Origin of the sequence: Cryobacterium sp. 10I5 (assembly GCF_035019865.1) — a bacterium.
GTDB lineage: Bacteria > Actinomycetota > Actinomycetes > Actinomycetales > Microbacteriaceae > Cryobacterium > Cryobacterium breve_A.
The window spans coordinates 17,660-38,743 of the sequence record NZ_JASJVI010000017.1 but is presented as its reverse complement, the minus strand read 5'-3'; the positions used below and the strand labels follow the sequence as shown (position 1 = coordinate 38,743).

General features: G+C 64.9%; 31 protein-coding genes. 30 read left to right on the top strand and 1 reads right to left on the bottom strand.

Annotated elements, in window-relative coordinates; genetic code table 11:
- The first annotated feature begins 480 nt into the window (after positions 1-480).
- From rpsJ to QN350_RS07100, 24 genes are all read left to right on the top strand, one after another.
- Positions 481-789 carry a 30S ribosomal protein S10 gene (gene rpsJ, locus QN350_RS07215; RefSeq protein ID WP_035834607.1) on the top strand — a complete coding sequence of 103 codons (309 nt, stop codon included), beginning with the start codon at positions 481-483 and terminating at the stop codon, positions 787-789.
- A gap of 8 nt (positions 790-797) precedes the next feature.
- Positions 798-1,457, top strand: coding sequence for a 50S ribosomal protein L3 (rplC, locus tag QN350_RS07210; RefSeq protein ID WP_134534173.1), 660 nt, complete (start codon positions 798-800; stop codon positions 1,455-1,457).
- Positions 1,458-1,461: 4 nt separating this feature from the next.
- The gene (gene rplD, locus QN350_RS07205) at positions 1,462-2,112 is read left to right on the top strand and encodes a 50S ribosomal protein L4 (RefSeq protein ID WP_134449886.1); all 651 of its coding nucleotides are present in this window, start codon (positions 1,462-1,464) and stop codon (positions 2,110-2,112) included.
- Positions 2,112-2,414 carry a 50S ribosomal protein L23 gene (gene rplW, locus QN350_RS07200; RefSeq protein ID WP_104100968.1) on the top strand — a complete coding sequence of 101 codons (303 nt, stop codon included), beginning with the start codon at positions 2,112-2,114 and terminating at the stop codon, positions 2,412-2,414. Before rplD ends, rplW begins: the two co-directional genes overlap by 1 nt.
- Positions 2,415-2,439: 25 nt before the next feature.
- On the top strand, positions 2,440-3,279 hold the full coding sequence (rplB, locus tag QN350_RS07195) for a 50S ribosomal protein L2 (protein WP_134449887.1): 840 nt from the start codon (positions 2,440-2,442) through the stop codon (positions 3,277-3,279).
- A gap of 9 nt (positions 3,280-3,288) precedes the next feature.
- Positions 3,289-3,570, top strand: a complete 282-nt coding sequence (gene rpsS / locus QN350_RS07190; protein WP_134449888.1) for a 30S ribosomal protein S19 — start codon at positions 3,289-3,291, stop codon at positions 3,568-3,570.
- A 26-nt stretch (positions 3,571-3,596) separates the two neighbouring features.
- Positions 3,597-3,962, top strand: coding sequence for a 50S ribosomal protein L22 (gene rplV / locus QN350_RS07185; RefSeq protein ID WP_134449889.1), 366 nt, complete (start codon positions 3,597-3,599; stop codon positions 3,960-3,962).
- Entirely contained in the window at positions 3,962-4,723 is a 762-nt protein-coding gene (rpsC, locus tag QN350_RS07180) for a 30S ribosomal protein S3 (protein ID WP_134449890.1), read from the top strand. Before rplV ends, rpsC begins: the two co-directional genes overlap by 1 nt.
- A gap of 2 nt (positions 4,724-4,725) precedes the next feature.
- Positions 4,726-5,145 carry a 50S ribosomal protein L16 gene (gene rplP, locus QN350_RS07175; protein ID WP_134449891.1) on the top strand — a complete coding sequence of 140 codons (420 nt, stop codon included), beginning with the start codon at positions 4,726-4,728 and terminating at the stop codon, positions 5,143-5,145.
- Positions 5,145-5,489, top strand: coding sequence for a 50S ribosomal protein L29 (rpmC, locus tag QN350_RS07170; RefSeq protein WP_134449892.1), 345 nt, complete (start codon positions 5,145-5,147; stop codon positions 5,487-5,489). The genes rplP and rpmC overlap by 1 nt, the downstream gene beginning before the upstream one ends.
- Positions 5,490-5,491: 2 nt before the next feature.
- Positions 5,492-5,791 carry a 30S ribosomal protein S17 gene (rpsQ, locus tag QN350_RS07165; RefSeq protein WP_134449893.1) on the top strand — a complete coding sequence of 100 codons (300 nt, stop codon included), beginning with the start codon at positions 5,492-5,494 and terminating at the stop codon, positions 5,789-5,791.
- Between the two features lie 33 nt (positions 5,792-5,824).
- The gene (gene rplN, locus QN350_RS07160; protein WP_134449894.1) at positions 5,825-6,193 is read left to right on the top strand and encodes a 50S ribosomal protein L14; all 369 of its coding nucleotides are present in this window, start codon (positions 5,825-5,827) and stop codon (positions 6,191-6,193) included.
- 3 nt (positions 6,194-6,196) lie between these two features.
- Positions 6,197-6,556 (top strand): 50S ribosomal protein L24, encoded by a 360-nt coding sequence (rplX, locus tag QN350_RS07155; protein WP_281535902.1) that lies wholly within the window; start codon positions 6,197-6,199, stop codon positions 6,554-6,556.
- Positions 6,556-7,155 carry a 50S ribosomal protein L5 gene (rplE, locus tag QN350_RS07150; RefSeq protein WP_134449896.1) on the top strand — a complete coding sequence of 200 codons (600 nt, stop codon included), beginning with the start codon at positions 6,556-6,558 and terminating at the stop codon, positions 7,153-7,155. Before rplX ends, rplE begins: the two co-directional genes overlap by 1 nt.
- Positions 7,156-7,265: 110 nt before the next feature.
- Positions 7,266-7,664, top strand: a complete 399-nt coding sequence (rpsH, locus tag QN350_RS07145; protein ID WP_066597609.1) for a 30S ribosomal protein S8 — start codon at positions 7,266-7,268, stop codon at positions 7,662-7,664.
- A 6-nt stretch (positions 7,665-7,670) separates the two neighbouring features.
- On the top strand, positions 7,671-8,207 hold the full coding sequence (rplF, locus tag QN350_RS07140; RefSeq protein WP_134449897.1) for a 50S ribosomal protein L6: 537 nt from the start codon (positions 7,671-7,673) through the stop codon (positions 8,205-8,207).
- Positions 8,208-8,209: 2 nt separating this feature from the next.
- The gene (rplR, locus tag QN350_RS07135) at positions 8,210-8,581 is read left to right on the top strand and encodes a 50S ribosomal protein L18 (protein ID WP_134449898.1); all 372 of its coding nucleotides are present in this window, start codon (positions 8,210-8,212) and stop codon (positions 8,579-8,581) included.
- A 35-nt stretch (positions 8,582-8,616) separates the two neighbouring features.
- Positions 8,617-9,288: a 30S ribosomal protein S5 gene (rpsE, locus tag QN350_RS07130; protein ID WP_104101028.1), complete on the top strand. Its 672-nt coding sequence runs from the start codon at positions 8,617-8,619 to the stop codon at positions 9,286-9,288.
- The gene (gene rpmD / locus QN350_RS07125; protein ID WP_174774564.1) at positions 9,288-9,470 is read left to right on the top strand and encodes a 50S ribosomal protein L30; all 183 of its coding nucleotides are present in this window, start codon (positions 9,288-9,290) and stop codon (positions 9,468-9,470) included. The genes rpsE and rpmD overlap by 1 nt, the downstream gene beginning before the upstream one ends.
- Positions 9,470-10,015 (top strand): 50S ribosomal protein L15, encoded by a 546-nt coding sequence (rplO, locus tag QN350_RS07120; RefSeq protein ID WP_281535901.1) that lies wholly within the window; start codon positions 9,470-9,472, stop codon positions 10,013-10,015. Before rpmD ends, rplO begins: the two co-directional genes overlap by 1 nt.
- Before the next feature lie 94 nt (positions 10,016-10,109).
- Positions 10,110-11,432 (top strand): preprotein translocase subunit SecY, encoded by a 1,323-nt coding sequence (gene secY, locus QN350_RS07115; RefSeq protein WP_322138013.1) that lies wholly within the window; start codon positions 10,110-10,112, stop codon positions 11,430-11,432.
- Positions 11,429-12,040 (top strand): adenylate kinase, encoded by a 612-nt coding sequence (locus tag QN350_RS07110; protein WP_281535900.1) that lies wholly within the window; start codon positions 11,429-11,431, stop codon positions 12,038-12,040. The genes secY and QN350_RS07110 overlap by 4 nt, the downstream gene beginning before the upstream one ends.
- Positions 12,041-12,062: 22 nt before the next feature.
- The gene (map, locus tag QN350_RS07105; protein ID WP_322138012.1) at positions 12,063-12,893 is read left to right on the top strand and encodes a type I methionyl aminopeptidase; all 831 of its coding nucleotides are present in this window, start codon (positions 12,063-12,065) and stop codon (positions 12,891-12,893) included.
- Positions 12,894-13,116: 223 nt separating this feature from the next.
- A complete protein-coding gene (locus tag QN350_RS07100; RefSeq protein WP_322138011.1) occupies positions 13,117-13,446 on the top strand; it encodes a PTS sugar transporter in 330 nt (109 codons plus the stop codon).
- Positions 13,447-13,465: 19 nt separating this feature from the next.
- Here QN350_RS07100 and QN350_RS07095 read toward each other — a convergent pair whose 3' ends face one another.
- Positions 13,466-15,376, bottom strand: coding sequence for a BglG family transcription antiterminator (locus QN350_RS07095; RefSeq protein WP_281535897.1), 1,911 nt, complete (start codon positions 15,374-15,376; stop codon positions 13,466-13,468).
- A 179-nt stretch (positions 15,377-15,555) separates the two neighbouring features.
- Between QN350_RS07095 and QN350_RS07090 the strand changes: the two genes are divergently transcribed.
- From QN350_RS07090 to QN350_RS07065, 6 genes are all read left to right on the top strand, one after another.
- Positions 15,556-15,858, top strand: a complete 303-nt coding sequence (locus tag QN350_RS07090; RefSeq protein WP_281535896.1) for a PTS sugar transporter subunit IIB — start codon at positions 15,556-15,558, stop codon at positions 15,856-15,858.
- A 42-nt stretch (positions 15,859-15,900) separates the two neighbouring features.
- The gene (locus QN350_RS07085) at positions 15,901-16,209 is read left to right on the top strand and encodes an HPr family phosphocarrier protein (protein WP_322138010.1); all 309 of its coding nucleotides are present in this window, start codon (positions 15,901-15,903) and stop codon (positions 16,207-16,209) included.
- Positions 16,206-17,906, top strand: a complete 1,701-nt coding sequence (gene ptsP / locus QN350_RS07080) for a phosphoenolpyruvate--protein phosphotransferase (RefSeq protein WP_322138009.1) — start codon at positions 16,206-16,208, stop codon at positions 17,904-17,906. The genes QN350_RS07085 and ptsP overlap by 4 nt, the downstream gene beginning before the upstream one ends.
- An 80-nt stretch (positions 17,907-17,986) precedes the next feature.
- Complete coding sequence (locus QN350_RS07075; protein WP_281535893.1) at positions 17,987-19,477, top strand: PTS mannitol transporter subunit IICB; 1,491 nt, start codon at positions 17,987-17,989, stop codon at positions 19,475-19,477.
- On the top strand, positions 19,474-19,914 hold the full coding sequence (locus tag QN350_RS07070) for a PTS sugar transporter subunit IIA (RefSeq protein WP_281535892.1): 441 nt from the start codon (positions 19,474-19,476) through the stop codon (positions 19,912-19,914). The genes QN350_RS07075 and QN350_RS07070 overlap by 4 nt, the downstream gene beginning before the upstream one ends.
- Positions 19,911-21,062 (top strand): mannitol-1-phosphate 5-dehydrogenase, encoded by a 1,152-nt coding sequence (locus QN350_RS07065; RefSeq protein ID WP_281535891.1) that lies wholly within the window; start codon positions 19,911-19,913, stop codon positions 21,060-21,062. The genes QN350_RS07070 and QN350_RS07065 overlap by 4 nt, the downstream gene beginning before the upstream one ends.
- Positions 21,063-21,084: the final 22 nt, after the last annotated feature.

Genomic DNA, 21,084 nt, shown 5'->3' with positions numbered 1-21,084 from the left:
GCGGGTTGAGACCGGGGCCTCGGCAGCAGGAAACGGATGCGAAATGGGCGGGGAAGCGCCGGAAACGGGGCAAAAGGGCGCGAAAGGGGGCGACACGCCGAGCGCGACACGCCCGGGTTGCACAAAGACCTACCCCTGTGGCAGACTCTTCTAGTTCAACACTTTCGACTGCCGCGCTGCACGCGGTGTCGGGATCACTGCCAGGCAGTGCATAGCCGGTGTCCACAGGACGCACGGTTAGGCCGCGGGTAGCAGAACAGAGCTTAAACCAACAGCCGGGAAAGCATGGGAAATCCATGCCTTCCCCCATGCCCCGGTATGGAGAAGCGGTTGGCTCGGTTCAAAGTCGTGCGGCTGGAAGGCTGCGAGACGAGGAATCGAAATTGACAGATGAACAGTGGTGCGACAGCAGCAGTGCTACTACGGCGTCCAATGCAGCCTTCGGGATGTACGAAGCCTTGACAAGAAAGAGAGTTCGACATGGCGGGACAGAAAATCCGCATTCGGCTTAAGTCTTATGACCACGAGGTCATTGACATCTCGGCGCGCAAGATCGTCGACACCGTGACCCGTGCGGGCGCGACAGTCGTCGGCCCCGTGCCGCTTCCGACCGAGAAGAACGTGGTGTGTGTCATCCGTTCCCCTCACAAGTACAAGGACAGCCGGGAGCACTTTGAAATGCGCACCCATAAGCGTCTGATCGACATCATTGACCCCACCCCGAAGGCCGTCGACTCGCTCATGCGTCTCGACCTCCCGGCGGACGTCAACATCGAGATCAAGCTCTAGGGCCCGCGATGTCTTACTCCGATACCAAGACCACCAAGGGTCTCCTCGGCAAGAAGCTCGGCATGACCCAGGTCTGGGACGAGAACAACAAGCTCGTTCCCGTCACCGTCATCGAGATCTCGCCGAACGTTGTCACCCAGATCCGCAGCAAGGAAATCGACGGCTACGCCGGCGTCCAGATCGCTGCAGGCGCCATCGACCCGCGCAAGGTCAACAAGCCTTCCGCCGGACACTTCGAAAAGGCGGGCGTCACGCCTCGCCGTCACCTCACCGAGCTCCGCACCGCGGATGCCGCTGACTACACCCTGGGACAGGAACTCACCGTTGACGGTGTCTTCGTTGCCGGCTCCAAGGTCGACGTCATGGGCACGAGCAAGGGTAAGGGTTTCGCCGGTGTTATGAAGCGTCACAACTTCAAAGGTGTCTCCTCTTCTCACGGTTCGCACCGTAACCACCGCAAGCCCGGTTCTATCGGTGCTTCCTCGACCCCGAGCCGTGTCTTCAAGGGCATGCGCATGGCCGGTCGTATGGGTGGCGAGCGCGTCACCGTGCTGAACCTCAAGGTTCACGCGATCGATGCCGAGAAGGGCCTCCTGCTGGTCAAGGGTGCCGTTCCCGGCGCCAAGGGCCGCCTCGTATTCGTCCGCACTGCCGTGAAGGGAGCGTAACCGCATGGCCACCACGCTCGATCTCATCGATGCAACCGGCGCAAAGTCCGGTTCCGTTGAACTGCCCGCCGAAATCTTCGACGTCCAGACGAACATCCCCCTGATCCACCAGGTCGTTGTCGCGCAGCTCGCTGCCGCACGCCAGGGCACGCACAAGACCAAGCGCCGCGGAGAAGTTTCCGGTGCCGGTCGCAAGCCCTTCAAGCAGAAGGGAACCGGTCGCGCTCGTCAGGGCTCGATCCGCGCGCCCCAGATGACCGGCGGTGGCATCGTCCACGGACCGACGCCCCGCAACTACGAACAGCGCACCCCCAAGAAAATGATCGCGGCTGCACTGCGCGGATCGCTTTCCGACCGCGCCCGCGGCGACCGTCTTCACGTCGTTACCGCACTGTTCACCGCCGAGACGCCCAGCACCAAGGGCGCCATCACGCTGCTCACCCAGATCGCCTCCAGCAAGCACGTGCTGGTCGTCCTCGAGCGCACCGATGAGCTGACACTGCGCAGCATCCGCAACCTCCCGACGGTGCACGTGCTGTCCTGGGACCAGCTGAATGCCTACGACGTTCTCGTCAGCGACGACATCGTCTTCACCCTGGGCGCGTTCGACGCGTTCGTGGCGAGCAAGACCAAGAAGGAAGAGGTGTCCGCATAATGGCTACCCCGATCAACAAGGATCCCCGCGACGTCATCATCGCTCCGGTCGTCTCTGAGAAGAGCTACGGCCTGATCGACGAGGGCAAGTACACCTTCATCGTGGACCCGCGCTCGAACAAGACCGAAATCAAGCTCGCGATCGAAAAGATCTTCAAGGTGGAGGTCGCTTCGATCAACACCATGAACCGCATCGGCAAGACGCGTCGCACGAAGTTCGGTCAGGGCAAGCGCAAGGACACCAAGCGTGCCATCGTCACGCTCAAGTCCGGTTCCATCGACATCTTCACGGCCGTCGGCTAAGCGGCGCGGACTAGAGGAATAAGAAATGGCTATTCGTAAGTTCAAGCCCACGACTCCTGGTCGTCGCGGTTCATCTGTTGCGGACTTCGCAGAGATCACCCGTTCGACCCCGGAGAAGTCCCTGCTTCGCCCCCTGTCCAAGACCGGTGGCCGTAACAACCAGGGTCGCATCACCACCCGTCACATCGGTGGTGGACACAAGCGTCAGTACCGTCTCATCGACTTCCGTCGTAACGACAAAGATGGCGTCAACGCCAAGGTCGCTCACATCGAGTACGACCCGAACCGCACGGCGCGCATCGCGCTCCTGCACTTCGTTGACGGCACCAAGCGCTACATCATCGCCCCGAACAAGCTGAACCAGGGCGACATCATCGAGTCGGGTTCGGGTGCTGACATCAAGCCCGGCAACAACCTGCCGCTGAAGAACATCCCCACCGGTACCATCATCCACGCGGTCGAACTGCGTCCGGGCGGCGGTGCCAAGATGGCCCGCTCCGCCGGTTCGTCGGTTCGCCTCGTTGCGAAGGATGGCATCTACGCCCAGCTGCGCCTGCCGTCCGGAGAAATCCGTAACGTCGACGCCCGCTGCCGCGCCACGATCGGCGAGGTCGGCAACGCCGAGCAGTCGAACATCAACTGGGGCAAGGCCGGCCGGATGCGCTGGAAAGGCGTTCGCCCGACCGTTCGTGGTGTTGCCATGAACCCGGTCGACCACCCGCACGGTGGTGGCGAGGGAAAGACGTCCGGTGGACGTCACCCCGTCAGCCCCTGGGGCCAGAAAGAAGGCCGTACCCGGCACCCGAACAAGGAAAGCGACAAGCTCATCGTTCGTCGCCGTACTGTCGGCAAGAAGCGTAAGTAGGAGTAGACGATGCCACGCAGTCTCAAGAAAGGCCCTTTCGTTGACGACCACCTGCTTCGCAAGGTTGTCCGGGCGAATGAAGCCAGCAGCAAGAACGTAATCAAGACCTGGTCGCGCCGTTCGATGATCATCCCCGACATGCTCGGGCACACCATCGCGGTTCACGACGGACGCAAGCACATCCCGGTGTTCGTCACCGAGAGCATGGTCGGGCACAAGCTCGGCGAGTTTGCGCCCACCCGCACCTTCCGTGGTCACGTGAAGGACGACAAGAAGGGCCGTCGCCGCTAACGCGGTGACGTGAAGGAGGAGAAGAAATGGTGGAGTCGATCGCACGCGTGCGTCACATCCGCGTTACCCCCCAGAAGGCTCGTCGCGTCGTCAACTTGATCCGCGGCAAGCAGGCCCATGAGGCCCTGGGAATCCTGAAGTTCGCAGCGCAGGGCGCCAGCGACCCGGTGTACAAGCTGGTGGCCTCGGCCATCGCGAATGCACGAGTCAAGGCCGATGCAGCGAACACATACCTGGACGAGCAGGACCTCTTCGTGAGCCAGGCATTCGTTGATGAGGGTACGACCCTCAAGCGTTTCCAGGCCCGCGCACAGGGTCGCGCATTCCAGATCAAGAAGCGTACGAGCCACATCACTGTTGTGCTCGCCACTCCTGAGGAGGGTACGAAGTAATGGGTCAGAAAGTAAACCCGTATGGCTTCCGTCTGGGAATCACGACCGACCACGTGTCGCGTTGGTTCTCTGACAGCACGAAGCCGGGACAGCGTTACAGCGACTTCGTCGCTGAAGACGTCAAGATCCGCCGCCTGCTGAGCACGACCCTCGACCGCGCGGGAGTTTCGCGCATCGAGATCGAGCGCACCCGTGACCGCGTCCGCGTCGACATTCACACCGCCCGTCCGGGCATTGTGATCGGTCGTCGTGGCGCCGAGGCCGAGCGGATCCGCTCCGACCTCGAGAAGCTCACGAGCAAGCAGATCCAGCTCAACATCCTCGAGGTTAAGAACCCCGAAGTTGACGCCCAGCTCGTTGCCCAGGGCATCGCAGAGCAGCTCTCCGCTCGTGTGGCTTTCCGCCGCGCGATGCGTAAGGGCCTGCAGGGTGCCCAGCGCGCCGGCGCCAAGGGTGTTCGCATCCAGGTGTCCGGTCGTCTCGGCGGCGCTGAGATGAGCCGCTCGGAGTTCTACCGCGAGGGACGCGTGCCGCTGCACACCCTGCGTGCGAACATCGACTACGGCTTCTACGAAGCCAAGACCACCTTTGGCCGCATCGGCGTGAAGGTCTGGATCTACAAGGGCGACATCACCAACAAGGAACTCGCCCGCGAGCAGGCCAACGCTAAGTCGTCCCGCCCCGAGCGTCGTGACGACCGACCCCGCCGTGCGCCCCGCGCAGAGGCCGCGGCGCCGGTTGCAGCAGGAGTTGAGGCATAACCATGTTGATTCCACGCAGAGTCAAGCACCGTAAGCAGCACCACCCGGGCCGTACCGGCCACGCAACCGGTGGCACCGAGCTGTCGTTCGGCGAGTACGGCATCCAGGCCATCACCCCCGCGTATGTGACCAACCGTCAGATCGAGTCCGCTCGTATCGCGATCACCCGTCACATGAAGCGCGGCGGCAAGGTCTGGATCAACATCTATCCTGACCGCCCGCTCACCAAGAAGCCGGCCGAAACCCGCATGGGTTCCGGTAAGGGTTCTGTGGAGTGGTGGGTCGCCAACGTGAAGCCGGGTCGTGTGCTCTTCGAAATCGGCGGTGTCACTGACATCGTCGCCAAGGAAGCGCTCACCCGCGCCATTCACAAACTGCCTTTGAAGGCACGCATCATCAAGCGCGAGGAGGGCGACGCATAATGGCGATCGGATCCAAGGAGCTCGCCTCAGTCGAGCTCGACACTTTTGAAAACGAACGACTGTTCGACGAGCTGAAGAAGGCCAAGGAAGAGCTGTTCAACCTGCGCTTCCAGTCGGCCACCGGCCAGCTCGAAAGCCACGGCCGCCTCCGCGCGGTCAAGCGCGACATCGCTCGTATCTACACGGTTCTCCGTGAGCGCGAGTTGGGCATTCGCCCGACGCCCGCACCGGTCGAAGCGGCCGTCAAGGCCGACAAGGCAGAGAAGAAGCCCAAGAAGGCCCCTAAGGCTGCAGAATCCGAAACGGATGCTGTCGCCGAGGCCGTCGAAACGAAGGAGGCCTAGTCATGGCGAAGACTGACGAAACGGTCGTCGCAGCCGAGGCAGAAGCTCTCGTTCGCGGCTACCGGAAGACGCTGCGCGGCTACGTGACCAGCGACAAGATGGACAAGACCATCGTTGTCGAGGTCGAAGACCGCGTGAAGCACCCGTTGTACGGCAAGGTCATCCGCCGTACGTCCAAGCTGAAGGTCCACGACGAGGCGAACATCGCCGGCGTCGGCGACCTGGTCCTGATCAGTGAGACCCGTCCGCTGAGCGCCACCAAGCGCTTCCGCCTGGTCGAGATCCTCGAGAAGGCCAAGTAAGCCTCGCGCTTACTTGATAGAAGGGTATAAAAAGTGCTTCAGCAAGAATCACGACTCAAGGTTGCCGACAACACGGGTGCCAAGGAACTGTTGACCATCCGCGTCCTCGGTGGCTCCGGTCGTCGTTACGCAGGCCTCGGCGACACCATCGTCGCCACCGTCAAGGACGCGATCCCGGGCGGAAACGTCAAGAAGGGCGACGTCGTCAAGGCCGTCGTCGTTCGCGTCAAGAAGATGACCCGTCGTCCAGACGGTTCGTACATCAAGTTCGATGAGAACGCCGCAGTGATTTTGAAGAACGACGGTGACCCCCGGGGCACCCGAATCTTCGGACCGGTCGGTCGCGAGCTTCGCGACAAGAAGTTCATGAAGATCATCTCGCTGGCACCGGAGGTTATCTAAATCATGGCCAGACTCAAAAAGGGTGACCTCGTACAGGTCATCAGCGGCCGCAGCCAGGCACGCGGCGGCGACCGTGGCAAGCAGGGCAAGGTCATCGCCGTGCTCGTGGAGAAGAACCGGGTCCTCGTCGAGGGCATCAACTTCGTCACGAAGCACGTTCGCGTCGGCCAGACCCAGCGCGGCACCAAGACCGGCGGCATCGAGACCATGGAGGCGCCGATCCACGTGTCCAACGTGGCCATCGTCGACCCGGAGACCAAGAAGCCGACTCGCGTCGGCGTCCGCATCGAAGAGGTAACGAAGGACGGCGTCACCAAGACGGTCCGCATCCGTTACGCCAAGAAGTCAGGGAAGGACCTCTGATGACCGACACGATCGTTGCAGCGGGCGAAGCGCCCGTCAAGACGCTGCCGCGTCTCAAGCAGAAGTACCGCGACGAGATCTCCGCCAAGCTCTCCACCGAGCTCGGTTTCACGAACGTTCACCAGATCCCGAACCTCGTGAAGATCGTCGTCAACATGGGTGTCGGCGAGGCAGCTCGCGACGGCAAGATCATGGATGGCGCCGTTTCGGACCTCACCAAGATCACCGGCCAGAAGCCGCAGGTCACCAAGGCCCGCAAGTCGATCGCGCAGTTCAAACTGCGTGAAGGACAGCCCATTGGAACCCACGTCACCCTTCGCGGCGACCGCATGTGGGAGTTCCTGGACCGGCTCCTGAGCCTCGCCCTTCCCCGTATCCGTGACTTCCGCGGCCTCTCGGACAAGCAGTTCGACGGTGCGGGCAACTACACCTTCGGTCTCACCGAGCAGGTTATGTTCCACGAGATCGACCAGGACCGGATCGACCGTCTTCGCGGTATGGACATCACCATCGTGACGACCGCCAAGAACAACGAAGAAGGCCGTGCGCTGCTCAAGGCGCTTGGCTTCCCCTTCCAGACGGCCGAGAACACCAAGTAGTACCGGCTAGTTTTATAAACCCTGGGGCTGGACAACCGTCCAGCCCCACCACGACCAAGGTCGTCACCCGTGTAACGGATGAACGAAACCAGGCGAGAAAGGCACCACAAATGACAATGACAGATCCGGTCGCAGACATGCTGACCAGACTGCGCAACGCTAACTCGGCGTACCACGACACAGTGTCGATGCCGCACAGCAAGCTCAAAGCGCACATCGCAGACATCCTCAAGGCGCAGGGTTACATCTCCGCCTGGGATGTCAAGGATGCAGAGGTCGGAAAGACCCTCACGCTGAACCTCAAGTTCGGTCCGAACCGCGAGCGTTCCATCGTCGGCATCAAGCGGGTTTCCAAGCCCGGCCTGCGCGTGTACGCAAAGTCGACCGAAATCCCCACCGTTCTCGGTGGCCTCGGCGTTGCCATCCTGTCCACCTCCAGCGGTCTGCTCACCGACCGTCAGGCCGAGAAGAAGGGCGTAGGCGGAGAAGTTCTCGCCTACGTGTGGTAGTCGACAATGTCACGTATTGGAAGACTCCCCATCCCGATCCCCGCGGATGTCACGGTTGCCACTGAGGGCCGCCTCGTCAGCGTCAAGGGCCCGAAGGGTGAGCTTGCGCTCACCGTCGCCAACCCGATCCAGGTGTCGATTGAAGACGGCCACGTTGTCGTCACCCGTCCGGACGACGAGCGCGCATCGCGTTCGCTGCACGGCCTGACCCGCACCCTGATCGCCAACCAGATCATCGGGGTGACCGTGGGTTACACCAAGGGCCTCGAGATCGTCGGTACCGGTTACCGCGTCGCCCAGAAGGGCACCGCGGTCGAGTTCGCCCTTGGCTTCTCGCACCCGGTCCTCATCGAGCCGCCCGTCGGCATCACCCTGACCGTCGAGGGCGTCAACCGCCTCACGGTCGGTGGCATCGACAAGCAGGCCGTCGGCGAGGTCGCCGCCAACATCCGTAAGATTCGCAAGCCTGAGCCCTACAAGGGCAAGGGTGTGCGTTACGCCGGCGAGATTGTTCGCCGCAAGGCCGGAAAGAGTGGTAAGTAACCATGGGTCTCGGAACTAGAGGTAAGAGCAAGGCCGCTGCCCGCGGACGCAGGCACACACGTCTTCGCAAAAAGGTCGTTGGGACGGAGCTTCGTCCCCGTCTCGTCGTCACCCGTTCAGCTCGCCACGTCTTCGTGCAGGTCGTCGACGACAGCAAGGGTTTCACCCTTGCGTCGGCATCCACGCTCGAGACGGACATGCGCACCTTCGATGGTGACAAGACCGCCAAGGCCCGTAAGGTCGGTGAACTCGTCGCCGAGCGCGCGAAGGCCGCCGGTATCGACGCCGTCGTATTTGACCGTGGCGGCAGCAAGTACGCGGGACGCGTCGCTGCCATCGCCGAGGGAGCTCGAGAGGGTGGATTGAACCTGTGACCGCTGAAACCAGTAACACAGCAGCCAAGGAGACCGTGGTGGCCGCTGAGGCACCCGTGGAAACCGCTGCGTCAACCGCTCCGGCACAGAACGAGCCTCGTGAGGCTCGTCGTGGTGGCCGTGAGCGCAACCCGAACAAGGATCGCGGCAGCCGCGACGCCGACAAGAGCCAGTTCCTGGAGCGCGTTGTCACCATCAACCGCGTTTCCAAGGTGGTGAAGGGTGGTCGTCGCTTCAGCTTCACCGCCCTCGTCGTCGTCGGTGACGGCAACGGACTCGTCGGCGTGGGATACGGCAAGGCCCGCGAGGTCCCGACCGCTATCTCCAAGGGCGTCGAGGAAGCGAAGAAGAACTTCTTCCGCGTTCCCCGCGTCGGCCTGACGATCCCGCACCCCGTCCAGGGCGAAGCCGCAGCCGGCGTTGTCCTGCTGCGTCCCGCTGCTGCCGGTACCGGCGTTATCGCCGGTGGCCCCGTCCGCGCCGTGCTCGAATGCGCCGGCATCCACGACGTCCTGAGCAAGTCGCTCGGTTCGTCGAACACCATCAACATCGTCCACGCCACCGTCGAGGCACTGCACCAGCTCGAAGAGCCGCGTGCCGTTGCCGCCCGTCGTGGCCTCGCGTACGAAGACGTGGCCCCGGCCCGTTTCCTGCGCGCCGACGCCGCGGCTGCTGCTGCAGCAGCGGCAGCAAAGGCAGGTGCCTGATGGCTCGCCTCAAAGTGACACAGATCAAGTCCAAAATTAGTGAGAAGCAGAACCAGCGCGACACGCTTCGCAGCCTGGGTCTCAAGCGCATTGGCGCCGTCGTGATCCGCGAGGACAACTCGCAGAACCGCGGCTATGTCAACACGGTTGCTCACCTCGTGAAGGTCGAGGAGATTGACTAATGGCTGACGAGAAGGACGCTGCCGCCACGGCAGCAACCAAGCCCGCCACCGCAAAGAAGGCTGCCCCCAAGGCTGCCGCCGCGAAGACTGCACCCGCTGAGAAGCGCGAGCAGGTGCTGAAGGTCCACCACCTTCGCCCCGCTCCCGGTTCGAAGAAGGACCGTATGCGCGTCGGCCGCGGTGAAGGATCCAAGGGTAAGACCGCGGGTCGTGGCACCAAGGGCACCAAGGCACGCTACAACGTGCGCATCGGCTTCGAGGGTGGGCAGATGCCTCTGCACATGCGCACCCCGAAGCTGCGCGGGTTCAAGAACCCGTTCCGCGTCGAGTACCAGGTCGTCAACCTCGACCGTCTTGCCGAGCTCTACCCGAACGGTGGCGATGTCACCATCGCCGACCTGGTCGCCAAGGGCGCCGTTCGCGACAACGAAAAAGTCAAGGTGCTCGGTAACGGTGAAATTGCCGTTAAGCTGAACATTGCGGTCGACAAGGTCTCCAGCTCAGCTGAGCAGAAGATCGTCGCCGCGGGTGGCTCAATCAAGTAAGTCCGTAGACGCTGATCGAGCTTGTCGGGCGTCGCCATCGTTCATTCGATAGCGGCCCCGGCAGGCTCGTTTCACGTTAGTAACTGGAGGCCTTTTGTTCAGCGCCATAGCGCGGATCTTCCGCACGCCCGACCTTCGCAAGAAAATCGGATTCAGCCTCGGTATCGTGGCTCTGTTCCGACTGGGCTCGTTCATCCCCTCTCCCTTTGTGAACTTCGGAAACGTGCAAGCGTGTCTCGCGGCGAACCAGGGCACCAGCGGCCTGTACGAACTCGTCAACCTGTTCAGCGGTGGCGCGCTGCTGCAGCTGTCGGTCTTCGCGCTCGGCATCATGCCGTACATCACGGCCTCGATCATCGTGCAGCTGCTGCGCGTGGTCATCCCACACTTCGAGACCCTCTACAAAGAGGGCGCGTCCGGGCAGAGCACGCTCACCCAGTACACGCGCTATCTCACGATCGCCCTCGGCATCCTCCAGTCGACGACGCTCATCACGGTCGCCCGCAGCGGCGCACTGTTCGGCACCTCGTCCAGCTCCGAGTGCTCGCAGCTCATCACCAACGACGCCTGGTACGCCATCATGCTCATGGTCATCACCATGACCGCAGGCACCGGCGTCATCATGTGGATGGGTGAGCTCATCACCGAGCGCGGCATCGGCAACGGCATGTCACTCCTCATCTTCACGTCCATCGCGGCACGCTTCCCGAACTCCCTCGGCTCGATCCTGAACCAGAAGGGCCTCGACACCTTCCTGATCGTGATCGCGGTCGGACTGCTCGTCGTCGCGGCCGTCGTTTTCGTCGAACAGTCGCAACGCCGCATCCCGGTGCAGTACGCCAAGCGGATGGTCGGACGCCGAACCTACGGCGGCAACAACACCTACATCCCGATCAAGGTCAACATGGCCGGCGTCGTCCCCGTGATCTTCGCATCCTCGCTGCTGTACCTGCCGGCGCTCATCGCTCAGTTCAACCAGCCCGCAGCCGGGCAGGCCCCCGCCGCGTGGGTGTCCTGGGTCACGAACAACCTGACCAAGGGCGACCACCCGCTCTACATGCTGATGTACTTCCTGCTCATCGTCGGCTTCACCTACTTCTACGTCGCGATCACCTTCAACCCCGAAGAGGTCGCCGACAACATGAAGAAGTACGGCGGGTTCATCCCCGGCATCCGTGCGGGACGCCCGACGGCCGAGTACCTCGACTTCGTGCTCACCCGGGTGACGCTGCCCGGCGCGCTCTACCTCGGGTTGATCGCCCTGCTCCCGCTGATCGCATTCTCTGTGATCGGCGCCGACCAGAACTTCCCGTTCGGTGGCGCCAGCATCCTGATCATCGTCGGCGTCGGCCTTGAGACCGTCAAGCAGATCGACTCCCAGCTGCAGCAGCGTCACTACGAAGGGCTGCTCCGATGACCCGCTTGCTCGTGATCGGCCCGCCCGGCGCAGGCAAGGGCACCCAGGCCGTGCGCCTGGCCGCGGCCTTCGGAATCCCGGCCGTCTCGACCGGCGACATCTTCCGGTACAACGTGACGAACAAGACCGAACTCGGCCTGAAGGTCAAGTCCTTCATGGACAAGGGCGCCTACGTGCCCGACTCCCTCACGAACGAGATCGTCGCCGACCGTCTCGCCCAGGCGGATGCCGCAGGCGGCTTCCTTCTCGACGGGTACCCGCGCACGCTCGAGCAGGTGCACGAGCTCGACCGCATGCTCGAATCCGACGGCGCCGCACTCGACGTCGTCGTCCAGATCTCAGCGGACACCGACGAGGTCGTCGCCCGTCTGCTCAAGCGCGCGGCCGAACAGGGCCGAGCGGACGATACGGCCGACGTCATCCGTCACCGGCTCGAGGTTTACTCGGAGCAGACTGCTCCGCTTATCGACGTGTACGGGGCCCGCGGGCTCGTTGTCACCGTTGACGGCCTCGGTGCCGTCGACGCGGTGACCGAGCGCATTCTGAGCGCCCTCGCGGAGCGCGAGCTTCACGCCGTCGACAACCCGGACGCACCGAGCGCGTCCTGATCCGTTTGCGGGGAACCAGGCAATGAGCCTACGTCGATCCATCTACAAATCGCCGGCACAGATGCGGCTGATGATCGCACCGGGGCTCGCGACCGCCGCGTCCCTCGACGCGGCCCGCGCGCTGATGCGACCGGGTGCCACGACCCTCGAGCTCGACGCGGCCGCCGAGGCCGCGATCGTCGCCCGGGGCGGCCTGCCGAACTTCAAGCTCGAGCACGGCTACTTCCACACAGTCTGCGCGAGCGTGAACGACGACGTCGTGCACGGCATCCCCGGTGCCCGGGTTCTCGGCGCCGGCGACATCGTGTCCATCGACAGCGGCGCGATTATCGACGGCTGGAACGGCGACGCCGCATTCAGCTACGTGATCCCCGACCCGACGCGCCCGGAGGTCGTCGCCGAACGCCAGAAGCTCTCCGACGTCACCGAACAGTCGCTCTGGCACGGCATCGCCCGCCTCGCCGAGGCCCGCTACCTGACTGAGGTCGGCGACGCCATCGAGGACTACATCGAGTCCCAGGGCAGCTACGGAATCCTCACCGACTACGTCGGTCACGGCATCGGCCGGTCCATGCACGAGGCCCCGCCCGTTTTCAACTACCGGGTGCGCCAGAAGGGCCCGGAGGTCAAGCCCGGGCTCGTCGTCGCGATCGAGCCGATGGTCGTTCTCGGATCGATCGAGACCTTCGTGCGGGACGACGACTGGACGGTCGCCACGAGCGACGGCCTCGCTGCCGCGCATTGGGAGCACAGCGTCGCCGTGCACAAGGACGGCATCTGGGTGCTCACCGCTGAGGACGGCGGAGCCGCCCAGCTCGCCCCCCTCGGTATCACGCCCGTCCCCATCCCCTAACACCTCCCGCCCTGGCGCTCAGCAGCCCCACAACGCGCGCGTCCGTTCCGCGAGAGTACGTTTTTGGCCCTTAACCCGCGGGTTTAAGGGCCGAATTCGTACTCTCGCGGGAGGAAACGGGGGAGGGGTAGCGGCGCGCCGCGATGCGGCATCCGCTAGCCAAAGACCCCGATTAGCGGGAGGATGGAAGTGGGCAGAGCCCGTCGAAGAAATGAGCAGGTCAATGAGGATTCTCGTAGTTTGCGGTGCCGGAGCGTCCAGCGCCTTCGTCGCCCATCGAGTGCGCCGTACCGGTGAGGACAGGGGCCTCGAGTTGACGGTTCACGCCGGCAGCGAATCCGACCTCCCCGCGTCACTCGACACCATCGATGTGTTGCTCGTCGGCCCGTACCTCGCCCCGCGTTACGAGAAGATTCGCGCGCAGGCGATCAAGCGCGGCGTCGGCGTCGCCCTGCTGCCCGACACCGTGTTCGCGTCCCAGAATGGCGACGAGGCACTCGACCTCGCCGTCTACGCCTTCAAATCGCGCGGCTGGGCCGAACTGCCCGCCTGACTCCCGGTGCCGGCGAGGGCTACTGGTCCATCAGGTGCACGAGCTCGTCGATGAAGGATGCGAAGTCGACTGACCTCCGGACGAGCCGTTGCACGTCGTTGCGGTCGGAGAAGACCTCGACGAACTGGTCGAAGACGTCCTGGAAGCTCTTGCGTCCCGCGGCGCTGAACGCCACGAGCGCGACGACGTTGACCCGCGCCTCGCCCCAGTCCATCGGGGTGTCGTTGATCACGATCGCGATCGACGTCCTGTTCGCGGTCATCGACATCGAATGCGGCACGGCGAGGTTGTCGGTGAACGCCGTCGAACTCATCAGCTCGCGCTCGATCGCACCGTCGATGTACTCCGGTTCGATGATTCCCTGCGCGGCCATCCGTTCGCCGAGCGCGCGGATCATGGCGTCCTCGTCGCTCGCGTAGAAGTTGTGTGAGAACAGCGAGGCGTCGAAGAACTGGAGCAGGTCGTCCTTGAGGTGCGCCCGCCTCCGCAGCCTGCGCACCCGGCTCGCGGCCTTCCGGATCCGCTCGATGTCGGTTTCGGTCAGGAAGGGCTGGATGACGATGATCCCGTCGCCGAGGAGGCCGGGGTCGATCGTCGTGAGCACGAGGTCGGCCTCGAGGCCGCTCCAGTCCACGTCGCTGCGCGTGACGACGGAGACGACCTCGAGCTCGTCGCCGAGGACCCGTTCGATGCGCTCCCGGAGCAGGACGTGCATGTCGTAGTAGTTCGGGCAGACGATCGCACAGCTGACGAGGTCCACGCGGCGGGACTGCTGCTGCAGGTGCGCGCCGACGTGCATCGCGATGTACGCGATCTCGTCGTCGTTGATCACGATCCGCTCCTGGCGCTGCAGCTGGCTCGCGATGTACACCGCGAGCTCGTAGATCATCGGGTAGCTCGTCTTGATCGACCGGGTCAGGGGGTTGTGCGCGAACGACCGGTCCTGGGCGCGGTTGATCAGGTTCCGCACGTGCAGGGTGAGCCGCACGATGAACGTCTCCTCGGTGAGGTCGACGAGGAACTCCTCGCTCGCGCGCGTCACGATCTGACGCACCGTGTCAAGGTCCTCCGGGCGCACGAAATTCTCGATCAGCTTCTTGGCCGGCTGGTCGTGGCCCGGTGTGATCACCCGGGTCGTGAGGAGGAGACCGATGTAGTCGAGGTCCCCGATCGCGAGCTCGACGTCGAAATGCCGTTTGATCAAGACGGAGAGCGCCCGGGTCATCTCGTCCGGGGGAGTGGCCTGCGGTTCCGCGGGCAGCGGGGCCGCGCGCTTCGTGACGCGGTCGACCGCGATCGCCACGTGCAGGAGCACGTCGTTGGTGCCGTACTCGTTCACGAAGTAGCCCTGGGCGTCGAGCATGGCGATCAGGTCGGTTTTGAAGGCGCTGAGGCTCTTCGACGCGAACTCGCGCTGGATGGTCTCGAGGTTGAGCATCCCTCGATCGGTCTCCTCGCGGAACATCCGGCTGAGCAGCCGGCGCCGATCGGTCTCCGAACCGGCCAGGGTGACGACGCTTCCGCGCCGCCCGAGAGTGAGTCCGGTCTCCGGAAGCAGCGACCGCACCCGGGCCAGATCGGCTTCGATCGTGGAATCGCTCACGAACAACTCCGCCGCGAGGGTGTACACGTCGAGGCCGTTGTCGGACTCGGTGAGGCGCCTGACCAGGGCATAGAGCCGGTTCTGCCTGGTCTCCGGCTCGGCGGCCTTGTGGCTCGACCGGAACACCGCGTACGCCTCGAGGTCCAGCCGGTACCCGGCCGTCCCCGATTCGATCACGTCGAGCGGATGCGCCGCCGCCTTCACGCTCGTGACGTAACTGCGCACGGTCCGCGGCGTGACACCGAGGTGGTCGGCGAGTTCGCCGGCGGTCACCCAGACCGGCGTCTGCGACAGATACTCCAGCATCCGCGTTTGTTTGTCGCTCATCGCACAAAACTCCACATTGTCCTAGCTAGTCAATCATGCTGCACCCCTCCGGTATTCCCTCCCTCGTTTCCACGCAGTATTCCCGCGCCGCATTTCCGGGGGTGCGGAAACAGCTCTACTGGCCGGGGCCGGGCTACCGGACGAAACTGAAACAGTCGAAACACCGAAAGGCTGAGTCAATGAGGATTCTTGTGATCTGTGGTGCGGGCGCGTCCAGCACCTTCGTCGCACTGCGGATGCGCCGGACCATTTCCGAACGCGGCCTCGCCGCCACGGTCGCCGCGGCCAGCGAAACAGAACTACCCGATGCCCTCGCGGGCATCGACGCCCTGCTCGTCGGCCCGCACCTGGCCGCACGCTTCCCCGAGATCCGGGCGCTGGCGGCCGAGCACGGTGTGGGCTGCGCACTCCTGGCCGACACCATCTTCACTGCCCGAGACGGATCCGAAGCACTCGACGCGGCTCTCGCAGCCGCGGCATGACCCAGTACAGCACGTCACACTCCACCGGAAGGAACCCCACCGATGATTGAACGCATCGTTCGAATCGGCTCGGCGAACGGCCTGCACGCCCGCCCCGCGAAACTCTTCACGAAGGCAGCAGCCGACTCCGGCGTCAAGGTCACCCTCGCTAAGGCCGGCGGCAAGCCCGTCAACGCCGCCAGCATCCTCGCCGTCATCTCCCTCGGCCTCGGCAACGGCGACGAGGTCACCCTCGCAACCAGCGACGACAGCGCCGGTGCGGCCCTCGACACCCTCGTCGCCCTCCTCGCCGCAGACCACGACCTGCCGGTCGCGGACACCGCGACTTCCGCGACGCGGGTCGCGGTATGAGCATCGTGAGCGCATCCGCCGCGGCAGGCACCGACCTGACCGGCACCGGCATCGGCCAGGGCGTCGCCATCGGCCGGGTGCTGCGGATGCCCGAACCGCTCCCCGAACCCACGGACACCCCCAGCGCACTCACCCCGGAGGACGAAGGCGCCCGCGCCGCATCCGCCCAGCGTTTCGTCGCCGTCGACCTCGAGGCCCGCGCCGAACGCGCAGGCGGAGCGGCCCAGGAAGTCCTCGAAGCCCAGGCCATGATGGCGGAGGACCCCACCCTCGTCGACGACCTCACCGAACGGCTCGCGACCGGCAAGACCGCGGAGCGCGCCGTATTCGAGGCCTTCGCCACGTTCCGCGACCAGCTCACCGCACTCGGCGGGTACCTCGCCGAACGCGCAGCCGACCTCGACGACGTGTCCCAGCGGGTCATCGCCCAGCTGGGCGGCCGGGCAGCCCCCGGCGTGCCGGAGCAGGAGGAACCGTTCATCCTCGTCGCCCACGACCTCGCCCCCGCCGACACCGCGCTGCTCGATCTCACCCGCGTTCTCGGTCTCGTCACGAGTGACGGCGGCCCCACCTCCCACACCGCGATCCTCGCCCGCGACAAGGCAATTGTCGCGATCGTTGGCGCCACCGGGGCGACCGACCTCGCTGACGGCACCCTCGTGATCGTGGATGCCGCCGCAGGCATCGTGACCGTCTCCCCGACCGAGGCAGAGGTCGAATCGGCCAAAGCCCGCATCCGCGCCCGTGCCCTCCGCGCCCAGGCCCCGACCGGCCCGGGCCGGCTCCGCGACGGCACCCCGGTGCCGCTGCTCGCGAACCTCGGCTCCGCAGACGGCGCAGCTCAGGCCGTCGCCCTCGGCGCAGAAGGTGTCGGCCTGTTCCGCACCGAATTCCTTTTCCTCCATTCCCACAACGCGCCGACGATCCTCGAGCAGGCCGAACAGTACGCACGCCTGCTGCACGCGTTCCCCGGCAAGAAGGTCGTCGTGCGTGCCCTCGACGCCGGAAGCGACAAGCCGCTCGCGTTCCTCAACGACGCCGACGAGGAGAACCCCGCACTCGGCCTCCGCGGCCTCCGCGCGCTGCGCGCCTCCGAAGACATCCTTCGCGAACAGCTGACCGCGCTCGCCGAAGCGGATGCCGCGACCGACGCCGACGTCTGGGTGATGGCTCCCATGGTCGCAACAGTCGAGGAGACCACCTACTTCGTGGAGCTCGCCCACAAGCTCGGGCTCAAGACCGCCGGCGTCATGGTCGAGATCCCCTCAGCCGCACTCCTGGCCGACCGTATCCTGCAGCACGCGGACTTCGCCTCGATCGGCACCAACGACCTCACCCAGTACACCCTCGCCGCCGACCGTCTCCTCGGTTCGGTCGCGGGCTACCAGAACCCGTGGCACCCCGCGGTCCTGCGACTGATTGCTGAGGTCGGCGCAGCAGGCCGTAACCTCGGCAAACCGGTCGGGGTGTGCGGAGAGGCGGCTGCGGATCCCCTGCTCGCCGTCGTGCTCGTCGGACTGGGGGCCACCAGCCTGTCCATGTCCTCTGCGGCACTCTCAGACGTCCGGGCGGAACTCGCCCGGTTCAGCGCGGAGGAGGCCCGGCAGCTCGCCGAGGTCGCCCTCGCGGCAGACGGCGCGGCATCCGCTCGCGCCGCGGCGACGAACCTGGCCGCCACCTTCTCTCCCACGGACTAGTCCGTGCGAGTCGTTTCACAGCTCACCCGCAATCACAACACCCGCAATCACAACCCGAACACACAACGAAAGGCAGAGAAATGACGACGACGTCAACTGACACGAAGAGCGGAGGCGGAGCGCGCGTCCACGTGCAGCGCTTCGGCACCTTCCTCAGCGGCATGATCATGCCCAACATCGCGGCGTTTATCGCATGGGGCCTCATCACCGCGTTCTTCATCCCGACCGGCTGGACCCCGAACGAGACCGTCGCCAAGATGGTCGACCCGATGATCTTGTACCTGCTCCCGCTCCTGATCGCCAACACCGGTGGCCGCATGGTCTACGGCGTCCGCGGCGGCGTCATCGCGTCGATCGCCACCATGGGTGTCATCGTCGGAAGCGCGATCCCGATGTTCATCGGTGCGATGATCGTCGGCCCGCTCTCCGCATGGCTGCTCAAGAAGCTCGACAGCCTGTGGGCGGGCAAGATCCGCCCCGGCTTCGAGATGCTCGTGGACAACTTCTCCTCGGGTATCCTCGGCGCCATCCTCGCCCTGGGCGCGTTCTTCGGAATCGCCCCGGTCGTGACCGGCTTCAGCACCATGCTGGAAGGCGGCGTCAACTGGCTCGTCGCCAACAACCTGCTGCCGCTCGCGAGCATCCTCGTCGAGCCCGGCAAGGTGCTGTTCCTGAACAACGCCATCAACCACGGCGTGTTCACCCCGATCGGCGTGCAGCAGGTTGCTGAATCCGGCAAGTCGCTGCTCTTCCTGATCGAGGCGAACCCCGGCCCCGGCCTCGGCCTGCTCCTCGCGTTCTCGTTCTTCGGAGTCGGACTGGCCAGGGCCAGTGCACCCGGCGCGATCATCATCCAGTTCCTCGGTGGTATCCACGAGATCTACTTCCCCTACGTCCTGATGAAGCCGATCCTCATCCTCGCCACCATCGGCGGCGGCATGACCGGTGTTGCGATCAACGTCGCGTTCCACACCGGACTCCGCGCCCCCGCCTCGCCCGGCAGCATCTTCGCCGTGCTCCTCCAGACCGCACCGGACAGCTACGTCGGCGTCGTCCTCTCGGTCATCGGCTCTGCAGCCGTGTCGTTCCTGATCGCCTCCGTGATCCTCCGTGCCAGCCGCAAGCGCGACATCGCCGCCGGCCTCGACAACGACCTCACCGAGGCCGTCGCCAAGACCGAGGCCCTGAAGGGCAAGTCCTCCAGCGTCCTGGGCAACCTCGCCGCCGCGGGCACCACGGATGCCGCCACCGCGGCCGCCGCAGGCCACCAGCTGAAGAACATCGTCTTCGCCTGCGACGCCGGCATGGGATCGAGCGCCATGGGCGCCTCCGTCCTGCGCAACAAGATCAAGAAGGCAGGCATCGACGGCATCACGGTGACCAACCAGGCCATCGCGAACCTCGACGGCACCGCCGACCTGGTCATCACCCACCAGGACCTCACCGCGAGGGCCCAGCAGAAGTCGCCGGCATCCGTGCACGTTTCGGTGTCGAACTTCATGAACAGCCCGAAGTACGACGAGGTCGTCGAATTGCTCCAGAGCAAGGCGGACTCAGAGGCCACACTGTGACCGATCAGATCCTCGAGCCCGGCAACGTGGTGTCTGCGGGAACGGCCACCACGAAGAACGACGCCATCAAGGAGGCCGGCGCCCTGCTGGTCGCCGCGGGTGCAGTGACCCAGGCGTACGTCGATTCGATGTTCGACAGGGAGGCGAGCGTGTCGACCTATATGGGCAACTTCCTCGCCATCCCGCACGGCACGAACGAGGCGAAGGAGTCGATCCTTCATTCGGCGCTCTCCCTCGTTCGCTATGACACGCCCATCGACTGGGACGGCAACCCGGTCCGGTTCGCGGTCGGGATCGCGGGGCTCAACAACGAGCACCTCGCGATCCTTTCGAAGATCGCCATCGTCTTCTCGGACGAGGACGAAGTACAGAAACTGATCGATGCAGGAAATGCAGGAGAGATTTACGCTCTCCTCGAGGAGGTCAACGCAGAATGAAAGCAATTCACTTCGGTGCAGGCAATATCGGTCGCGGTTTCGTCGGCCTCCTGCTTCACGACGCCGGATACGAGGTGGTCTTCGCCGATGTGAATGCTTCCCTGATCGACGCCCTCAAGGCCGCGACGAGCTACTCGGTGCACGAGGCGGGGGAGGAGTCGACCACTCGCGTGGTCGACAACTTCCGCGCCATCAACAGCGCGACCGACGAGGCCGCACTGATCCAGGAGATCGCGACCGCCGACATCGTCACGACCGCCGTCGGCCCGACCGTGCTGCGCTTCGTGGCCCCGGTCATCGCCGCCGGACTCGCGGCCCGCGACGCATCGCTGCCCCCGCTCGCCGTGATGGCGTGCGAGAACGCGATCAACGCGACGGACGTGCTCGCGGAACAGGTCTGGCTCCACGTGGCTGAGGGGGATCGTGCGGCCATCGCTGCGCGCGTCGCCTTCGCCAATACAGCCGTCGACCGGATCGTTCCCGGGCAGGCGGAGGGCAGCGGCATCGACGTCACCGTCGAGGCCTTCTACGAGTGGGTCATCGAGCGCGGCGCCTTCAACGGCGCCGTGCCCGTGATCCCCGGCGCGACCTTCGTCGACAACCTCGCGCCCTACATCGAGCGCAAGCTGTTCACGGTCAACACGGGCCATGCCACGGTCGCCTACCTCGGCTCCGTTGCCGGCGTCACAAAGATCTCGGATGCCCTCCTGGTGCCCGAGGTGCTTGACGGCGCCCGGCGCGTCCTGGAGGAGACCAGTGCCCTCCTGGTGGCCAAGCACGGCCTCGATGTGGATGCCCAGCGCGCCTACCGCGAGAAGATCCTGGTTCGGTTCAAGAACCCGGCCCTTCCCGACACCGTGCAGCGCGTCGGACGCCAGCCGCTCCGCAAGCTCAGCAGGCACGAGCGGTTCATCGGCCCCGCCGCGGAGATCGCCGAACGCGGCACCCGCCCGACGGCACTGCTCGAGGCGGTCGGCGCAGCCCTCCGCTTCGACGTGGCCGATGACGAGCAAAGCGTCGAACTGCAGTCGAAGCTCCGCGGCCTCGACGCGGAGGCCTTCGTGACGGAGGTCTGCGGGCTGGATGCGACGCATCCGCTGTTCTCGGACGTGGTCACCGTCGTCGCGGGCGTGCAGCGCACGCTCTAGGTCGACCGCGGCCGAAAAAAAG

What these genes read in the sequence shown, in the direction of transcription:
- ptsP (WP_322138009.1), top strand. Translation starts at nt 16,206, where the DNA reads ATGAGCATCGTGAGCGCATCCGCCGCGGCAGGCACCGACCTGACCGGC.
- rplW (WP_104100968.1), top strand. Translation starts at nt 2,112, where the DNA reads ATGGCTACCCCGATCAACAAGGATCCCCGCGACGTCATCATCGCTCCG.
- QN350_RS07085 (WP_322138010.1), top strand. Translation starts at nt 15,901, where the DNA reads ATGATTGAACGCATCGTTCGAATCGGCTCGGCGAACGGCCTGCACGCC.
- rplB (WP_134449887.1), top strand. Translation starts at nt 2,440, where the DNA reads ATGGCTATTCGTAAGTTCAAGCCCACGACTCCTGGTCGTCGCGGTTCA.
- QN350_RS07100 (WP_322138011.1), top strand. Translation starts at nt 13,117, where the DNA reads ATGAGGATTCTCGTAGTTTGCGGTGCCGGAGCGTCCAGCGCCTTCGTC.
- rpsH (WP_066597609.1), top strand. Translation starts at nt 7,266, where the DNA reads ATGACAATGACAGATCCGGTCGCAGACATGCTGACCAGACTGCGCAAC.
- rplE (WP_134449896.1), top strand. Translation starts at nt 6,556, where the DNA reads ATGACCGACACGATCGTTGCAGCGGGCGAAGCGCCCGTCAAGACGCTG.
- rpmC (WP_134449892.1), top strand. Translation starts at nt 5,145, where the DNA reads ATGGCGATCGGATCCAAGGAGCTCGCCTCAGTCGAGCTCGACACTTTT.
- rpsC (WP_134449890.1), top strand. Translation starts at nt 3,962, where the DNA reads ATGGGTCAGAAAGTAAACCCGTATGGCTTCCGTCTGGGAATCACGACC.
- QN350_RS07095 (WP_281535897.1), bottom strand. Translation starts at nt 15,376, where the DNA reads ATGAGCGACAAACAAACGCGGATGCTGGAGTATCTGTCGCAGACGCCG.
- rplO (WP_281535901.1), top strand. Translation starts at nt 9,470, where the DNA reads ATGGCTGACGAGAAGGACGCTGCCGCCACGGCAGCAACCAAGCCCGCC.
- rplV (WP_134449889.1), top strand. Translation starts at nt 3,597, where the DNA reads ATGGTGGAGTCGATCGCACGCGTGCGTCACATCCGCGTTACCCCCCAG.
- rplC (WP_134534173.1), top strand. Translation starts at nt 798, where the DNA reads ATGTCTTACTCCGATACCAAGACCACCAAGGGTCTCCTCGGCAAGAAG.
- rplD (WP_134449886.1), top strand. Translation starts at nt 1,462, where the DNA reads ATGGCCACCACGCTCGATCTCATCGATGCAACCGGCGCAAAGTCCGGT.
- rpsS (WP_134449888.1), top strand. Translation starts at nt 3,289, where the DNA reads ATGCCACGCAGTCTCAAGAAAGGCCCTTTCGTTGACGACCACCTGCTT.
- rplP (WP_134449891.1), top strand. Translation starts at nt 4,726, where the DNA reads ATGTTGATTCCACGCAGAGTCAAGCACCGTAAGCAGCACCACCCGGGC.
- rplX (WP_281535902.1), top strand. Translation starts at nt 6,197, where the DNA reads ATGGCCAGACTCAAAAAGGGTGACCTCGTACAGGTCATCAGCGGCCGC.
- QN350_RS07110 (WP_281535900.1), top strand. Translation starts at nt 11,429, where the DNA reads ATGACCCGCTTGCTCGTGATCGGCCCGCCCGGCGCAGGCAAGGGCACC.
- rplF (WP_134449897.1), top strand. Translation starts at nt 7,671, where the DNA reads ATGTCACGTATTGGAAGACTCCCCATCCCGATCCCCGCGGATGTCACG.
- rpmD (WP_174774564.1), top strand. Translation starts at nt 9,288, where the DNA reads ATGGCTCGCCTCAAAGTGACACAGATCAAGTCCAAAATTAGTGAGAAG.
- rpsJ (WP_035834607.1), top strand. Translation starts at nt 481, where the DNA reads ATGGCGGGACAGAAAATCCGCATTCGGCTTAAGTCTTATGACCACGAG.
- rpsQ (WP_134449893.1), top strand. Translation starts at nt 5,492, where the DNA reads ATGGCGAAGACTGACGAAACGGTCGTCGCAGCCGAGGCAGAAGCTCTC.
- map (WP_322138012.1), top strand. Translation starts at nt 12,063, where the DNA reads ATGAGCCTACGTCGATCCATCTACAAATCGCCGGCACAGATGCGGCTG.
- QN350_RS07065 (WP_281535891.1), top strand. Translation starts at nt 19,911, where the DNA reads ATGAAAGCAATTCACTTCGGTGCAGGCAATATCGGTCGCGGTTTCGTC.
- QN350_RS07090 (WP_281535896.1), top strand. Translation starts at nt 15,556, where the DNA reads ATGAGGATTCTTGTGATCTGTGGTGCGGGCGCGTCCAGCACCTTCGTC.
- rplR (WP_134449898.1), top strand. Translation starts at nt 8,210, where the DNA reads ATGGGTCTCGGAACTAGAGGTAAGAGCAAGGCCGCTGCCCGCGGACGC.
- QN350_RS07075 (WP_281535893.1), top strand. Translation starts at nt 17,987, where the DNA reads ATGACGACGACGTCAACTGACACGAAGAGCGGAGGCGGAGCGCGCGTC.